This is a genomic window from Streptomyces sp. NPDC088733 (genome assembly GCF_044751185.1).
Classification (GTDB): Bacteria; Actinomycetota; Actinomycetes; order Streptomycetales; family Streptomycetaceae; genus Actinacidiphila.
Genome location: NZ_JBIVLH010000008.1, coordinates 69548 through 84623, shown reverse-complemented (window position 1 = coordinate 84623; position 15076 = coordinate 69548). Strand labels below are relative to the sequence as shown.

Annotated in this window: 13 protein-coding genes; 7 read left to right on the top strand and 6 right to left on the bottom strand. The window is 75.2% G+C overall.

The window, feature by feature from the left end:
- Positions 1–22: 22 nt before the first annotated feature.
- Positions 23–469, bottom strand: a complete 447-nt coding sequence (locus ACIP64_RS16700) for an SRPBCC family protein (RefSeq protein WP_401586708.1) — start codon at positions 467–469, stop codon at positions 23–25.
- Positions 470–722: 253 nt separating this feature from the next.
- Here ACIP64_RS16700 and ACIP64_RS16695 point away from each other — a divergent pair, with 253 nt between their 5' ends.
- Complete coding sequence (locus ACIP64_RS16695) at positions 723–2243, top strand: S1 family peptidase (RefSeq protein WP_401586705.1); 1521 nt, start codon at positions 723–725, stop codon at positions 2241–2243.
- Between the two features lie 55 nt (positions 2244–2298).
- Positions 2299–3042 carry a class I SAM-dependent methyltransferase gene (locus tag ACIP64_RS16690; protein ID WP_401586703.1) on the top strand — a complete coding sequence of 248 codons (744 nt, stop codon included), beginning with the start codon at positions 2299–2301 and terminating at the stop codon, positions 3040–3042.
- On the opposite strand, the gene ACIP64_RS16685 is transcribed toward ACIP64_RS16690, so the two are convergent.
- Positions 3009–3923 carry a DMT family transporter gene (locus ACIP64_RS16685; RefSeq protein WP_401586700.1) on the bottom strand — a complete coding sequence of 305 codons (915 nt, stop codon included), beginning with the start codon at positions 3921–3923 and terminating at the stop codon, positions 3009–3011. The genes ACIP64_RS16690 and ACIP64_RS16685 overlap by 34 nt on opposite strands.
- A 47-nt stretch (positions 3924–3970) precedes the next feature.
- Between ACIP64_RS16685 and ACIP64_RS16680 the strand changes: the two genes are divergently transcribed.
- Both ACIP64_RS16680 and ACIP64_RS16675 read left to right on the top strand, forming a co-directional pair.
- On the top strand, positions 3971–4924 hold the full coding sequence (locus ACIP64_RS16680; protein WP_401586698.1) for a LysR family transcriptional regulator: 954 nt from the start codon (positions 3971–3973) through the stop codon (positions 4922–4924).
- 41 nt (positions 4925–4965) lie between these two features.
- Positions 4966–5481 carry a DinB family protein gene (locus tag ACIP64_RS16675; RefSeq protein ID WP_401586695.1) on the top strand — a complete coding sequence of 172 codons (516 nt, stop codon included), beginning with the start codon at positions 4966–4968 and terminating at the stop codon, positions 5479–5481.
- A gap of 19 nt (positions 5482–5500) precedes the next feature.
- Here ACIP64_RS16675 and ACIP64_RS16670 read toward each other — a convergent pair whose 3' ends face one another.
- Entirely contained in the window at positions 5501–6991 is a 1491-nt protein-coding gene (locus ACIP64_RS16670) for an MFS transporter (RefSeq protein ID WP_401586692.1), read from the bottom strand.
- Positions 6992–7308: 317 nt separating this feature from the next.
- On the opposite strand from ACIP64_RS16670, the gene ACIP64_RS16665 reads away from it, so the two are divergent.
- The 3 genes from ACIP64_RS16665 (at position 7309) to ACIP64_RS16655 (ending at position 12023) form a co-directional block, all read left to right on the top strand.
- The gene (locus ACIP64_RS16665; RefSeq protein WP_401586689.1) at positions 7309–8313 is read left to right on the top strand and encodes an AbfB domain-containing protein; all 1005 of its coding nucleotides are present in this window, start codon (positions 7309–7311) and stop codon (positions 8311–8313) included.
- A 152-nt stretch (positions 8314–8465) separates the two neighbouring features.
- Positions 8466–9041 (top strand): peptidoglycan-binding protein, encoded by a 576-nt coding sequence (locus tag ACIP64_RS16660; RefSeq protein ID WP_401586686.1) that lies wholly within the window; start codon positions 8466–8468, stop codon positions 9039–9041.
- 780 nt (positions 9042–9821) lie between these two features.
- Positions 9822–12023: an FUSC family protein gene (locus ACIP64_RS16655; RefSeq protein WP_401586684.1), complete on the top strand. Its 2202-nt coding sequence runs from the start codon at positions 9822–9824 to the stop codon at positions 12021–12023.
- Positions 12024–12032: 9 nt separating this feature from the next.
- Here the strand turns inward: ACIP64_RS16655 and ACIP64_RS16650 are convergent, their stop codons facing one another.
- The 3 genes from ACIP64_RS16650 to ACIP64_RS16640 are packed head-to-tail and all read right to left on the bottom strand — an operon-like array spanning position 12033 to position 15074.
- Positions 12033–12551 carry an HD domain-containing protein gene (locus tag ACIP64_RS16650; protein WP_401586682.1) on the bottom strand — a complete coding sequence of 173 codons (519 nt, stop codon included), beginning with the start codon at positions 12549–12551 and terminating at the stop codon, positions 12033–12035.
- A gap of 58 nt (positions 12552–12609) precedes the next feature.
- Positions 12610–14232: a potassium-transporting ATPase subunit KdpA gene (gene kdpA, locus ACIP64_RS16645; RefSeq protein ID WP_401586680.1), complete on the bottom strand. Its 1623-nt coding sequence runs from the start codon at positions 14230–14232 to the stop codon at positions 12610–12612.
- Positions 14233–14234: 2 nt separating this feature from the next.
- The gene (locus ACIP64_RS16640; protein ID WP_401586678.1) at positions 14235–15074 is read right to left on the bottom strand and encodes a potassium-transporting ATPase subunit C; all 840 of its coding nucleotides are present in this window, start codon (positions 15072–15074) and stop codon (positions 14235–14237) included.
- Positions 15075–15076: the final 2 nt, after the last annotated feature.

Sequence of the window (15076 nt, the reverse complement as noted above, 5' to 3'; positions counted from 1 at the left end):
GGCGCGGCTGCGTCCGCCGGGGTCAGGAGGCCTCGACGGCCGCCTTGATGCGCTGCCCGAAGGCGGGCGCGTCCTTGCGGGCCGCGCTCAGGGCCAGCCCGGCGAGCAGCTTGCCGATGCCGTGCCCCTCCAGCTCGTTGAAGATGCGCACCCGGGTCATCCGTTCGCCGACCGGCTCCAGGTCGTAGCCGCCCTGCACCGCGGTGACCAGGTTCTTGGACTGCTCCGCCCAGCGGATCCGGTTGGGCGCGTCCAGCACCGTGATGCGGAACTCCCGCCGGGACTTCATGCCGGCGTCCTTGACCACGCTGGTGAAGATCGTGCCGACGGTGGTCGGACCGGCCGGGCTCTTCCTGATCTCCTGCACCCGGGGGCTGAACTCGGGGTCGTGCGTTCCTTCGGCGAGGTAGGCGAAGACCTCGCCGACCGACCGGTCGATCTCGACCACTGCCTCGAACTGTCCGCCCATCCCGACTCCTTGATGGCTCACCCCCGCGACGCGGACGCGCCGTCGCGGGCGGCGCCCGCCTGGCGCCTCTCCGTCACGATAGGTCCTCGCCGGTGCCCGGGCACCCGGGACGCCCGGTCCCGCCCCCCTCGGACAACGGTCGCCGCGGCGGTGAGCACGCGGCGCGTACCGCACGTATGGAGGGTGGGCCCGGGTCGCGGGTCCGCGTACGGATGCGGAAGTAGGGGTCTGGGTGAGGCGCACACGGCGTGGCGTGCAGCGCGCGATACGGCTCGTGGCCGTCGCGGGAGTCGTCTGCGGCGGGGTGATGGTGTCGCAGTCCGGGGCGAACGCGTCGCAGGACGGCGGTGGCGGACGGCGGGTCCTGGACGCCCCGGCGGACGGCGCGCAGAGCGTCGGCAGCGCCGCCACCCTCGCCAGAGAGCTGGAGAGCCGGCTCGGCGACTCCCGTACCGCGGGCAGCTGGGTGGACGCGCAGGGCCGCCCGGTGGTCGCCGTCACCGATGACGCGTCGGCGGCCGAGGTGACCGGGGCGGGCGCGCAGGCGAAGGTCGTGCGGTACAGCATGCGCGAGCTGAGCGCGGCCGGGGAGACGCTCCGTGAGGCACCGCGGGTGGCGGGCACCGCGTGGTCGGTCGACCCCAAGTCGAACACGGTGGTGGTCCTCGCGGACGCCACCGTCTCGGCCGCCGACTGGTCGCGGCTGAAGGAGGTGGCCGACGGCATCGGCGGCGCGGTCCGCATGGAGCGGACCACGGACACGTTCACCGTCCGCACCGCGGGCGCCGCGCCCATCTTCACGCGGGGCAGCCGCTGCTCCGCCGGTTTCAACGTCACCAACGGCAAGGAGACCTTCCTGCTGACCGCGGGGCACTGCGGCCCGGTCGGCACCACGTGGTTCGGCGACAACCGGGGCGCCATCGGGGTCGGTACGACGGTGGCGAGCTCCTTTCCCGGCGGGGACTTCTCCCTGATCCGCTACGGCGGTCCCGGCGACGGCACCACGGACGACGACCGGACGAGCGCGGTGAACCTGGGCGACGGCCGGGCGGTACGGATCAACGGCGCGGCCGAGGCCCTGGTGGGACAGCAGGTCTTCCGCAGCGGCAGCACCTCGGGCCTGCACTCGGGCCAGGTCACCGGCCTGAACGCGACGGTCAACTACCCCGAGGGCCAGGTCGGCGGCCTGATCCAGACGACGGTGTGCGCCGAGCCCGGGGACAGCGGCGGCCCGCTGTTCGCCCAGAGCCTCGCCCTCGGCGTCACCTCGGGCGGCAGCGGCGACTGCACCTCCGGCGGCATCACGTTCTTCCAGCCCGTGACGACCGCGCTGGCCGCGCTGGGCGTGGGCATCCCCCGTGCCACGGACAGCGACGGCACGGCCCCGGGCGACCAGAACGGCGGGCCGGCGGCCCCGGTCTCCTCCGCGCCCGCCGCGGACCCGGCCACGGGCACGGGCACAGGTGCCGGTGGCGCCACCCCGGGCGGCGGGAATCCACAGGACACCCCCAACGGCCAGGCGACACCGGCGGCCCCGGCCGCGCCGGCCGCTCCCGGGGCGCAGGGCGGGGCGAACGCCCCGGCGGCTCCGGGGGCCGCAGGCTACCCGGGCACCGCGGCCGACACCTCGGCCTTCGCCGCCATCAGCAGCGGCCGCGGCATCGGCCCGGGTGTGCTCGTGATCGCCATCAGCTTCCTCGGGCTGCTGGCCACGCTGTGGATCAGGCCCGCGGGCGGCGGAGGCGGGCACGCGTACCGCCGCCAGTGGAATTGACCACGGAAGGGCAAAGCTTTCGCCCGCCGGGCGCGCGGCGACGCAGGATGGAGGCATGACGATCATTTCCCGCGCCCGTTCCTTCGACAAGGCGGCCGCCCTGTACGCGGCGAACCGCCCCTCCTACCCGGTGGCCCTGCTGGACGCCCTGGAGGAGGTCGCCGGGCGGCCGCTGGCCGGTGCCCGCGTGGCGGACGTCGGCGCGGGGACCGGGATCGCGACGGCCCTGCTGCACGCCCGCGGCGCCCGGGTGGTGGCCGTCGAACCGGGCGACGGCATGGCCGCCCAGTTCCGCCGCTCGCTGCCCGGGGTGCCCGTCGTGCGCGGCGAGGGCGACCGGCTGCCGCTGGCGACCGGCGCCCTGGACTTCGTCACGTACGCGCAGGCCTGGCACTGGACGGACCCGGCGGCCTCGGTGCCGGAGGCGCTGCGGGTGCTCCGTCCCGGCGGCGCCTTCGCGGTGTGGCGCAACGACTTCGACCGCTCGGCACCGTGGCTGGCGGACCAGGAGGCCCGGCTGCGGGCGTACTTCGGGCACGGCGGCGGCGCCCTGGGCGGCGGGGCGAAGGACCGGGTGCCGGAGGGGCCGGAGTTCACCGTGCGCCGGGTGGCCTGGACGCGGCGGGTGCCGCTGGACGTCCACCTCGGGAGCCTCGGCAGCCATTCCGCGTTCCTCGTGCTCGGCGAGCAGCCGGCCCGGGACTTCCTCGCCGCCGAACGGGAGCGGCTGACCGCGCTCTTCCCCGACGGCACGGTCGAGGAGCCCTATGTCGTCACCTTGGCGGTCGCGTTCCGCTGAGCCCGTCCCCGGGTGGCCCCCGCCGCGGGCCGCCGCCGGTTGATCAGGACGACTCCGGCGATCCCGAGCACCCCGCCGGCCAGTTCGGCCCAGTGCGGCGTCTCGCCGAGCCACACGAAGGCGACGGCGATGGCGACCGGCGGGACGAGGTAGAGCGCCGCGGTCGAGACGGCGAGCGTCGTCCGGGCGACCGCGTACCCCCAGAGCACGAAGCCGAGCGCGGAGGGCAGCAGCCCGAGCCAGACGGCCGCCCCGAGGGCGGCGGCGGGCGCGTGGACCGCCGCCGTCACCGTCCCCGGCGCGAGCGGCAGCAGCAGCGCCGTCCCGGCCCACATCGCGTAGCAGGCGACCTCCAGGCCCGTGCGATGGCGCAGCAGCGGCTTCGTGGCCACGTGGTAGATCCCCTGCACGACGGCCGCGGCGAGCACGACGAGGGCCCCCGCGGAGACGCGCGCGCCGCCGTGGGCGAGGGCGATGACGGCGGCGCCCGCGATGGCCACGAGACTGCCGGCGACGATGCGGACGGTCAGCGCCTCACCGAGGCAGGCGGTGGCCAGCAGCACGCTGAACACGGGCGCGAGCGCGACGAGCAGGCTCGCGGTGCCGGCGGGGACGTGGACCTCGCCCCAGTTCAGCAGCACCTGGTAGGCGCTCATGCCGGTCAGCCCGCACAGCACGATGAGCGGCAGGTCGCGCGCCCGCGGCGGCCGCACCCCGGTCAGCGGTGCCACGACCGCCAGTGCCACGGAGGCGACGGCCAGGCGTAGGAACGACAGCCCCGCGACGCCGAGACCGTCCAGCCCGACCCGGATCGCGGGGAAGGCGGACGCCCAGAGCACGACGGTGCCGGCGAGGGCCAGGGTGTGGCGGGCGTTCTTCACGTCCCCACTGTCCCCAGTAGAATGACAAAGATCCAGTTACTCTTTCTATGCGGAACGAGAAGGTGAGCTTCGTGCTCGATGTCCGCCGGCTGGCCCTGCTGCGCGACTTCTCCGTGCACCGCACCATCGCCGCCACCGCCGAGGCCCTGCACCTGACCGGTCCCGCGGTCTCGCAGCAACTGGCCGCGCTGGAGCGCGAGGCGGGCGTCCCCCTCCTGGAGAAGCACGGGCGCACCCTGCGGCTGACCGCCGCGGGCCGGCTGCTGGTGAAGCACGCCGAGGTGGTCCTCGGCGACCTCGCGTCCGCCGAGGCCGCCCTCGACGGCCTGCGCGGCGGGGACCGGGCACCGGTGCGCGTCGCCGCCTTCCCGTCCGCGGCACGCGTCCTGCTGCCGGACGTCTGGGCGCGCCTCGCCGCCGGGGCCGCCGCGGACGGCACGGGACCTGCCGAACTGCGCATCGCCGAGCACGAGCCGGACGCCGCCGTGGGCGCGCTGCGCCGCCGCGAGGCGGACATCGCGGTGGTCCACGCGTACAGCCTGCTGCCCCGCGACGTCCCCGCGGGGTGCGAGCAGCACCGGCTGCTCGACGAGCCGGTGCTGCTGGCCCTGCCGGCGGCCCTCGCGGACCGCCTGCGGCTCGCCGCCGGGGAGAGCGCCGACCTCGCCGGCCTCGCCGCGGAGAACTGGCTGATGCCCGGTCCGGAGACCTCCTGCCACGAGCTGACCCGGCGGGCCTGCGGGGCCGCCGGGTTCGTCCCGCGGCCGGTGGCGCTGGCGAGCGACTTCGCCGTGCTCACCGCCCTCGTCGGCGCCGGGGCGGGGGTCGCGCTCGTGCCGCGCATGGCCCTTCCCGCCGCCCTCGACGGCGTCAGCCTGCACCCGCCGGCCGACCCGGTGACCCGCACCGTCTCCGCCCTGCTCGCCTCCGGCACCTCGCGGCAGCCTGCACTGCGCCGGGTCCTGGAGTGTCTCGTGGCCGCCGCCGGGGCAGCCGCCTAGCGTGGAGCGCAACCCGGCCCACCGAAACGCAGGGAGTACCCGTGAAGAGCGCCCAACTGCTGGTAGACGCCTTCGGCCGGATCCAGGAGGTCGTCCATGAGGCCGTCGACGGCCTGACCCCCGACGAACTGCACGCCCGTCTGGACGACCGCTCCAACTCCATCGCCTGGCTGGTCTGGCACCTCACGCGGATCCAGGACGACCATGTCGCCGACGCCGCCGGCACGGAGCAGCTGTGGACCGCCGACGGCTGGGCCGGCCGCTTCGACCTGGGCCTGCCGCCGTACGACACCGGGTACGGGCACGTCCGCAAGGAGGTCGACGCGGTGCGGGTGGCCTCGGGCGAGCTGCTCACCGGCTACCACGACGCCGTCCACGACCACACCGTCGGCTATCTGCGCACCCTGCACGAGGCCGACTTCGAGCGTGTCGTCGACGAGAGCTGGGACCCGCCCGTGACCCTCGCCGTCCGGCTGGTCAGCGTCGTCTCGGACGACCTCCAGCACGCCGGCCAGGCCGCGTTCGTGCGCGGCCTGGTCGCGCGCCGCACCCGCTGAGCGACCGGGCCGCGGCGGATCAGCCCTTGGTGGCGGCGGTCCGCCCGGACTCGTCGACGGCGCTGAGCGGCGCGGCCAGCGACTCCAGGCTGCGGCGCTCGGCGCGCACGCCGATGGCCGCCTCCACGCACCCGGCGACGATCATCAGCACCGCGCCGATGCAGAAGGCGAGCGTCGTGTCGGACGGCTTCCCGCTGCTGACCAGCCCGTTGAAGAGCAGCGGCCCGGTGATGCCGCCGAGCGCCGTGCCGACCGCGTAGAAGAACGCGATGCACAGCGCCCGGGTCTCCAGCGGGAAGATCTCACTGACCGTCAGATACGCGGCGCTGGCACCGGCCGAGGCGAGGAAGAGCACGGCGGTCCAGCACGCCGTCATCGTGAACGCGCTGAGCATGCCCTGCTGGAACAGCCAGGCGGTGCCCAGCAGCAGGATGCCGGAGCCGATGTAGGTGCCGGAGATCATCGGCTTGCGGCCGACCGAGTCGAAGAGGTGGCCGAGCAGCAGCGGCCCCATGAAGTTGCCGACCGCGATCACGGCGAAGTAGTAGCCGGTCTTGCCGTTGGGGACGTCGAAGAACGTGGTGAGGATGACGGCGTAGCCGAAGGTGACGGAGTTGTAGAGGAAGGCCTGGCCGGCGAAGAGCGCGAGGCCGAGCACCGTGCGCCGGGGGTAGGTGCGGGTCACCGTCCGGGCGATGGTGACGAAGCCGATGTCGCCGCGCGGGGTGATGAGGATGCTGCCCTCGGGCTCCGGGAGGGGCCGCCCGGTCTTCTCGTGGATCTCCCGCTCCACGTCGGCGACCAGGCGTTCGGCCTCCTCGGCCCTGCCGTGGACGAACAGCCAGCGCGGACTCTCCGGGACATGGCGGCGCACGAGCAGGATCACCAGGCCCAGGACCACACCGATGGCGAAGGAGAGGCGCCAGCCGACATCGGTGGCGAACAGCGCGGTGTTCAGCAGGGCGATGGACGCGAAGGCGCCGACCGCCGCGCCGATCCAGAAGCTGCCGTTGATGATCAGGTCCACCCGGCCGCGGACCCGGGCCGGGATCAGTTCGTCGATGGCGGAGTTGATGGCCGCGTACTCGCCGCCGATGCCGAAGCCGGTGAAGAAGCGGCACAGGATGAAGAACCAGGCGGTCCACGAGAACGCCGTGACCGCGGTCGCTGCCAAATAGACGGCCAGGGTGACCATGAACAGCTTCTTGCGGCCGAGCCGGTCGGTGAGGCGGCCGAAGAACAGCGCTCCCAGGCACGCACCCGCCACGTACACCGCCGCCGCGAGGGTGGTCACCTGGGCGGTGGTGATGTCGATGCCGCTGCCGGACTCCGCGAGGCGGCCGGCGATGTTGCCGACGATCGTCACCTCCAGGCCGTCGAGGATCCAGACCGTGCCGAGGCCGATCACGATGCGCCAGTGCCAGCGCGTCCAGGGCAGCCGGTCCAGCCGTGCCGGCACGTCCGTCCGCATTGCTCCCGGTGGATCGGCGTGAGCGGTCGACCCTGCCATGGGGCCACCTCCTGGGCGTTCGGCGTGCGGGGCGGGTTCCGCAGGCGCGCCTTCCCGCAGGTGGGACCGTTCATGCCGGGGTCGGGGCCGGTGCGGGCCCGGACGAGGGGCCCGCCGCCGGTCCGGACGGAACGTCAACCACATTGAGAGGAAAGGGAGTTGACGGGTCGACGACGACGGGATCACCGGGTAACGGTTTTCACGGAAGCCCCGCAGAAACCACCCGGTCTCGCTAATCTCGCCGCTCACGGAAGGCGTCCGTCCGGCAGCCCGGCACCGCCGCCGTCCCCCGGTCCGACAGCGACGGAGCACCCCACGTGACAGCCGCAGAGCCCGACGGCCCCGAAGGCCCCGAAGGCCCCGAAGGCCCCGACGACGAGGACCTGGACGTCTTCCAGCCGCGCCGCCACACCCCCGGCACACACCACCACCCGTTCCCCGGCTTCGACGACGAGGCCTGGACGCGGGCGGCGTCGCGCAGCCGGCTGGGCGTCGCCCTCACCGCACCGGGGCGGGCGGAACCGGCACCCCGGCGCCAGACGCGGGCGCTGCGCCTGGTCACGGGCACCGCGGTGGTCGCGGTGTGCGCCCTGCTCGCGCCGGTGGTGTTCCACCACGCGGCGCCGGCGCCCGGCGAGACGGCCGCCGAGCAGGCCGCGCCCGGCCGGCCGTCGGGCGGCGTCCCGGCCGCGGCGAAGGCGTCGCCGTCGCGCTCCCTCCCGCCCTCCGCCCCGCGGATCCAACCGGTCACCACCCGGCTCCCCGCCGTGACCCCGCCTCCCGCGAGCCGCGGCTCAGAACCCGCGCACAGCACGCCCGCCGCGCCCCGGGCGACACCGAGCCACCACCACCGGGCGGACGGCGCGGACGGCGACGACTCGCGGGCGCCGCGCGGCCACAGCCTGTCCCTGCAGTCCGCCGACCACCCCGACCGCTACTGGAGCGCTCCCGGCGGCACCGTCCGCCTCGACCCCGTCGGCCCGTCGTCCTCCCGTGCGACACGCCGCGCCGCCACCTTCGTGCTCGTCCCCGGCCTGGCCGACGCGCGCTGCGTCTCCTTCGCCACCCCGGACGGCGACTACCTGCGGCACCAGGACTTCCGCCTCCGCGTCGGCCGGCCGGACGGCTCCGCGCTCTTCCGCGAGGACGCCACGTTCTGCGCCCGGCCCGGTGCCTGGCGGGGCACGGTCTCCTTCGCGTCGTACAACTACCCGGACCACCTGCTGCGGCACCGCGACTTCCGCCTGCGCATCGACCCTTACCGGCACGAGGCGGGGTACCGCGCGGACACCTCCTTCCGGATCGCCCCGCCCTGGGCGTAGCGCAGTACGGCAGCGGGCGGGGCGGATTCACCGATTCCCGGCGGGGGCACGGCAGTTCGTTCCTAACGTGGGCGAATCAGCAGGACCGAGGGGGGGAGACAAGGGGTACCCCAGTGCCGAACCCGTCCGCCGGAGGGCCCTCACGGCGCCGCATGATCGAGCCGACGCGGGTCATCCCCGCACGTGAGTCCGCGGCCGCGGGCGATTCCTGGGAGGAGTCCCTCGACCTCTTCCGCCCCGCCGGCGCCGCCCCTCGCCCGGCCGGATCGCAGCGCCCGCGACCGGCGCCCGCGCCGCCTGCGGCTCCCCCCGCCGGCGAGGCCACCCGGCGGCACGCCTCGTCCCGCGCCTTGCGCCTCACCGGTCTGGGCGCCCTCGTCGCGGGCGCCGGCGCGGCCGGCTTCGGGCTCGCGCTCGCGCTGTCCTCCCCCGGCGCCACCCTCACACCGGCGGCCCCCGCCCCGCCCGTCACCACGGCGCCGCCCGCCGCGGGAACCGCCTCCGGCGTGCTCCGGGAGGGCGACAGCGGCCCCGCCGTCAGCGAACTCCAGGCCCGCCTGCTGCGCATTCCCGACGTCTACACCGGCGGACCGGTGGACGGCCGCTTCGACCGGCGGCTCACGGCGGCCGTCGCCCGCTTCCAGGTCTGGTACGGCATCCGCGGCGACGAGAGCGGCGAGTACGGCGACGCCACCCGCCGCGACCTGGAGTCCCGCACCCCGAGCTGACCCGTCCGGCGCCACCGCACACTCACCAGGGCGGGGAAACCCGCCCTTGCGCCTGTACGCGCCACACCCCTCACCCCCGACCGCCCCGAAGCGGCTGCCGGGCCACCCACGTCCCGCCGACCGGCCTGGCCCCACCCCGCCCCGAAGCCGCCGCCAGGCCACCCACCGCCTCGCCAAGGGCAGCGGCCACAACCGGCCACGGCAACCCGCCCTTGCGCCACCGCGCCTCAGCACGCAGCACACCGACCACCCCCGAGCGGCTGCCGGGCCACCCGGCCAGACGCCCACCGAGACCGGGGACCACACCCGCCACACCCCGAAGCTGCCGCCGGGCCAACCCCACCGCCTCGCCAAGGGCAGCGGCCACGACCGGGCACGGCACTCACGCTCGCGCCGCCACTTCCCGGCACGCACCCCACCCAGGCACGGGCACAAGTTGCGTCGCGCCAACCGCCCGACGCCACCCCGCCCTGAAGCGCCCGCCGGGCCACCCGGCCGCACGCCGGCCGAAGGCCGCAAGCTCACGCCCGGCCCCGCGCCACCGCGACCCACCACGCGCCGAAGCGACGCCTCGGCAACGGCCCCGGAGCGGCTGCCGGGCCACCCGGCCAGATCCTCGCCGCGACCGGGGACCACATCCACCACGGGCGTGAGCGACGCCGCGCCGACCGGCCCGGCGCCACCCCGCCCCACAGGCGGGCGGGCCACCTGAGCGGACGCCTCAAGGCCCGTGACCGCGGTGCGGTGGCCCGGCGTCAGCGGGCGTCCTACCGTTTGACGATGGGAGTGGCGCGCCGGAGCGGACTGGAGTGGCTGCGGGCCCGCGATCCGGGTCTCGCGGCGGTGCGGCGCTCGGCGCGGGTGACCGTGGTGGCCTGCACGGGCTTCTACGCCGCGCGGTACGGCCTGGGCGACCGGACAGTGGCCATCTACGCCCTGTTCGGCGCTGTCGCGGCCGGCGGGCTGTCCTCCGTGCCCGGATCGCCGCGCGAGCGGGCCCGCACGCTGATGGCCGCACTGCCGGTCGGTATGGCCCTGGTGACGCTGGGCACGGTGCTGGCGGCGCACGCCTGGACGGCGGCCCTGGGGATGCTGGTCGTGGGCTTCCTCGTCACGTTCAGCGGGGTCGGCGGGCCGAAGCTGGTGGGCCTCGCCAACGGGCTGCAGTTGTTCTACATCCTCCCCTGTTTCCCTCCGTACGCGCCGTCGACGCTGGGACACCGGCTGGCAGGCCTGGTCGCCGGGGTCGTGCTGATCGGCCTCGCCGAGTGCTTCCTGTGGCCGGCGCCGTGTCCCGCCCGGTACGAGCAGCGGGTCGCGCGGGCGGCGCGGACGGCGGCCGAGACGCTGTACGGGCTGGCGGCGGACCCGCCCCGGCGGGGTGATCCGGATGCGCTGCTGAAGGCCTCGCAGGAGTTGCGGATGAGCCATGTGCCGACGGACGAGCGTCCGGCGTCGGCGTCCGCACGGGACCGGGCGCTGTCCGAGGCGGCCTCGCAGATGCGGCATCTGCTGGCGCAGACATGGCAGCTGACGGAGTCGGCCGGTGAGGGCGCGGCCCCGCCGGAACCGGCCGCCATGGGGCTGCTGCTGACCTCGGCCGCGGCCTGCGAGGACGTGGACCGGGCGCTGACCGGCCGGGCCCCGCCGCCCATGCAGGCCGTCTGCGGTGCCGCCGCGAGCGCCTTCGAGTCGCACCGCGTGCGGCCGCGCGGGACGGGCACGGACTCCGCCACGATGGTGCGCAACGGCGCGATCGCCCTGGACATCACGCACACGGCCGACTTCGTCGTCACGGCGGTCCGGATCGTGCTCGGGGCGCGTGTGCCGGCGGACGGTACGCCGCTGCCGGCCCGTCCCGGGGCCTTCTGGTACGCCGGGCGCCCCACGGCGGAGCTGTACTACCACCGGCTGCGCGCCCATCTGACGCCGCGGTCGGTGTACTTCCAGAACGCGGTGCGGATCGCCGTGGCGCTCGCGGCGGTCCGGCTGGTCGTCGGCGCGCTCGGTCTGGAGCACGGCTTCTGGGCCCTGCTGACCACGCTCACGGTGATGCGCACCAGCGCCGTCGGCACCCGCACCGCGCTGATGCCGGCGCTGCGCGGAACGCTCGCGGGCGCCGTGGTCGCGGCGCTGATCCTGTACTTCGCCGCGGGGACGCCGCTGGTGTTCGCCGCGCTGCTGCCGCCGTGCATGCTGCTGGCCTTCGCCTCGGGCAAGGTGCTCGGTCCCGGCTGGGGCCAGGCGTTCTTCACGCTGACCGTGGCCGCCGCGTTCACCCAGATCGCCCCGAGCGGGCCGGAACTGGCCGCCGCCCGCTTCCTGGACGTGCTGACCGGGGCCGTGACGGGGGCCGTCGTCGGCCTGCTCGCCTGGCCGCACGGCGGCACCGGCGAACTGCGGCGCGCCTGCGCCCGCGTTCTGGACCAGGGCACCCGCGCGGTCGCCGACATCACCGAGAGGATCACCGAGGGGGCACGGGCCACCGACGCCCTGCCGAGGGCCCGGCTGGCGCAGCTGATCGTCGAGGCGACCTACGCCCAGTACGCCACCGAGCGGCACGACGCCCGGCACGCGGCGTCGGGGGACACCGACTTCCAGGTGATCATGCTGGCGGGCAACCGCGTCATCACCATGGGGCAGGTCCTGCTGGACAACTGCCCGCCGGGCGCGCTGTCCGCCTGGCCGCTGAGCGCCGCGCATCTGCGCGACGCCGCGCACCGCCTGCGGGGCCTGGCGCTGCCGTTCAGCTACGACCTGATCCTGGGCCGCGAGCGCGCCTTCCCCGAGAACCCGCACCCGGACGACGCGCCGACGGACCGCACGGTCATCCACGACGTCTGCACCGCCTCGGCGGGCGGGGCCCCCGATCCGCTGCTCTACTACGCGGTCGACGCCGCGATCTGGCTGGCGAGTCTCCAGGCCGCGATCGCCGCGGCCCGCCCGGCGTCGCGGGAGCCGGCGACGGCCGGCCCGGACTGAGCCGCGTCGTCAGGGCGTGCCGTCGTCCGCCGGGAGTTCGGCGAGCAGGTCCGGGTTGACGACGGCGAGGATCGCCGCGATGTCGCCGCGCGCGGCGGCCGGCCACAGGACGGCGCGGGCGGCCCGGTACTTGGCGGCGAGCCGTTCGCGTGCGGCCGGGTCGAGGCGGGCGGCGCGGTCGGCCCGGCTGTTGTGGGCGTTGTCGGCGATCTTGACCAGGGTGGCGTCCCGGTCGGCGGCGATGCGCCGCAGCTTGTCCGCGTAGGCGACGCCGGGCTGGTTGGTGACCTGCTCGACGACGGCGACGACGCGGTCCGGAACCCCCGCGGCGCGCAGCCGCTCAGCGGTCCAGGGCGTGTCCTCGACGATGTCGTGGAGCAGCCCGGCCATCTGCAGTTCGGGCCCGAAGGGCGCGAGCCCCGCGGCGACGGCGCGCACGTGCTCGACGTACGGCACGCCGATGCGGTCGGTCTGGCCCTCGTGCGCGCTGCTCACCAGCGCGTCGGCGTCGGCGACGCTGTTCACCATCACGGCACCCCATCCTCGGGGGCGCCGCCCGGTCCGTCCAGCGGTTCGGGCGGCGCGGCTAGAGCAGCCCCTCCGCGACCGGTCCGAGGGACAGCGCCGGCAGGAAGTTGAGCAGCGCGAGGACGAGCGCGGCCCCCGTGGCCAGGACGACGAAGTTGACGCCGTACGGCCGCAGGGTGCCGACCGTGACCACGCCGGGGCGCTGCCGGGCCAGGCGCCCGGCGAGGGCGAGCACGAAGACGATCGGCACGTAGCGGCCGAGGAGCATCGCGGCCACCATGAGCAGGTTGTGGAAGTCGGTGGCCCCGTTGAACCCGGCCATCGCGCTGCCGTTGCTCGCCGCGTTGCTGGTGTAGGCGTAGATCAGTTCGCTGAGACCGTGCGGACCCGTGTTGCCCATGGACGAGCGGCCCTCGGGCAGGGCGACCGCGATCGCGGAGCACACCAGGACCGTGGTCGGGGCGACGAGGGCGTAGAGCACCACGTGCCGCATCTCGCCGAAGCCGATCCGCTTGCGCAGGTACTCGGGCGTGCGGCCGACCATCAGCCCGCCGATGAAGACGGCGACCATGACCGCCATGAGCAGGCCGTACAGCCCGCTGCCGGTGCCGCCGGGCGCGATCTCGCCGAGCATCATGCCCGCGAGGAGCACGCCTCCGCCGAGGCTGGAGAAGCTGTCGTACGAGGCGTTGGCGGCGCCGTCGGCGGAGGCGGTGGCCGAGACGCCGAACAGGGTGCTCGCGGGGACGCCGAAACGGGTCTCGGTGCCCTCGGTCTGGCCGCCGACGGCCGCCGTGACGGTGCCGGTGTGCAGGTTCTGCACCAGGTTGCCGGCGACGAGCAGCAGGCAGAACAGGATGCCCACGACCGTCAGCAGGGTCCAGCTCTGGCGGAGGCTGCCGACCATGCGGCCGTAGGTGCGGACGAGCGCGGTCGGGATCAGCAGCATCAGCACGATCTCGACGGTGTTGGTCCAGGCGGAGGGGTTCTCCAGGGGGTGGGCGCTGTTGGCGTTGAAGAAGCCGCCGCCGTCGCCCGACATGAGCTTGAGGGGCTCCCAGGAGCCGACCGGGCCCGCCAGCTGGTCGACGCCGGAGAGGTGCTGCGGCACGCCGGCCGCCATGAGCAGCAGTCCGAAAACAACGGAGAGCGGCAGGAAGACGCGCAGCACCGAACGGATCAGGTCGACCCAGAAGTTGCCGAGTTCGTCGGTACCGCGCCGGACCAGGCCGCGGACCAGCGCGAGGGCCGCGCAGATGCCGACGGCGCCGGACGCGAAGGCCTGGGTGCCCAGGCCCGCCATCACCGCGAGGTGGCCGGTGGTGGACTCGCCCGCGTAGTTCTGCCAGCTGGTGTTGGTGGTGAAGCTGACCGCGGTGTGCAGCGCGAGCGGCCAGGGCATGCCGTCGCGGCCGAGCGACCACGGCAGGCGGTCCTGGAAGGTGAACAGCGCGAAGAGGGCGGCGATGCTCGCGGCGCTGAACGCCAGGAGCGCGAAGAGGTAGTGCCGCCAGTTCTGTTCGCGGTCGGGGTCGATGCCGCAGACGCGGTACAGCAGCCGTTCGGGCGCGAGGTGCCGTCCGCCGTCGAGAGCGCGGGCGACATAGTCGCCGAGCGGTACGTGCAGGCCGACGACGACGGCGATGACGAGGGTGGCCTGGAGCCAGCCGAAGACGGTCATGCTCAGGCTCCCTGGAGCGGACGGGCGCGGTCCAGCGCGCTGTTGAGGCCGGCGACGTCGACGGCCGGCTCGCCGAACACACCGAGTGCGCGGCCGGTGGTGCAGCGGGCGACGAGTGCGCGCACGGTGCTCTCGGGCAGGCCGCGCTCGCGGGCGACCCGGGGGGTCTGGAGGCGCGCGTAGGCGGGGCTGATGTCCGGGTCGAGGCCGCTCCCGCTCGCGGTGACGGCGTCCGCGGGCACCACGGGGTGCGCGGGGGCGCCGCCGCGCACGGGGACGACGACGGCCTTCGCGTAGTCGGCGCCCGCCGCGGCGCACGCCACGGCCACGCCCTCGTACGAGGCGGTGAACGGCCGCGCGGGGCACGGCTGGTTGAGGCTGATCACGCGCTGGACGTCACCGATGGTGCCGTCCGCGCGGAAGACGCCGAGCACGGCGCCGACGCCGTCGGCGGTGCAGTAGGGGCGGGAGCCGTCGACGCCTTCCAGCTCGCCGACCGCCTTGCTGCGCGCGCAGACCTGGGTGAGCAGGCTGGGCTTGTCCGGAGTGTCGACGACGCTCTCGGGGCCGAGGTTGCCGGCCGCCGAGGCGGCCGGGTCGTAGCCGGCACCGGCGTTGGAGGGCCGGGACTGGAAGTAGCCGGGCAGCGGGCGGCCCTTGGTGTCGGTCCAGGACCTGCCGAGGGCGGTGCCGGGGGACGTGTGGCGGAGCCCCGGCAGTTGTCCGAGCGCGGTCATACCCAGCGGGTAGGCAAGGCCGACGAGCACGGTGAGCGCCACGACGACCCGTACGGCGGCCAGATGGTGGGCCGCCCAGTGCGGGAGGCGGGGATGGGGAGGCATGG

Excerpts from the sequence above, each read along its gene's own strand:
- kdpA (WP_401586680.1), bottom strand. The coding sequence starts at position 14,232 with ATGACCGTCTTCGGCTGGCTCCAGGCCACCCTCGTCATCGCCGTCGTC.
- ACIP64_RS16650 (WP_401586682.1), bottom strand. The coding sequence starts at position 12,551 with ATGGTGAACAGCGTCGCCGACGCCGACGCGCTGGTGAGCAGCGCGCAC.
- ACIP64_RS16640 (WP_401586678.1), bottom strand. The coding sequence starts at position 15,074 with ATGCCTCCCCATCCCCGCCTCCCGCACTGGGCGGCCCACCATCTGGCC.
- ACIP64_RS16700 (WP_401586708.1), bottom strand. The coding sequence starts at position 469 with ATGGGCGGACAGTTCGAGGCAGTGGTCGAGATCGACCGGTCGGTCGGC.
- ACIP64_RS16670 (WP_401586692.1), bottom strand. The coding sequence starts at position 6,991 with ATGGCAGGGTCGACCGCTCACGCCGATCCACCGGGAGCAATGCGGACG.
- ACIP64_RS16690 (WP_401586703.1), top strand. The coding sequence starts at position 2,299 with ATGACGATCATTTCCCGCGCCCGTTCCTTCGACAAGGCGGCCGCCCTG.
- ACIP64_RS16655 (WP_401586684.1), top strand. The coding sequence starts at position 9,822 with ATGGGAGTGGCGCGCCGGAGCGGACTGGAGTGGCTGCGGGCCCGCGAT.
- ACIP64_RS16680 (WP_401586698.1), top strand. The coding sequence starts at position 3,971 with ATGCGGAACGAGAAGGTGAGCTTCGTGCTCGATGTCCGCCGGCTGGCC.
- ACIP64_RS16660 (WP_401586686.1), top strand. The coding sequence starts at position 8,466 with ATGATCGAGCCGACGCGGGTCATCCCCGCACGTGAGTCCGCGGCCGCG.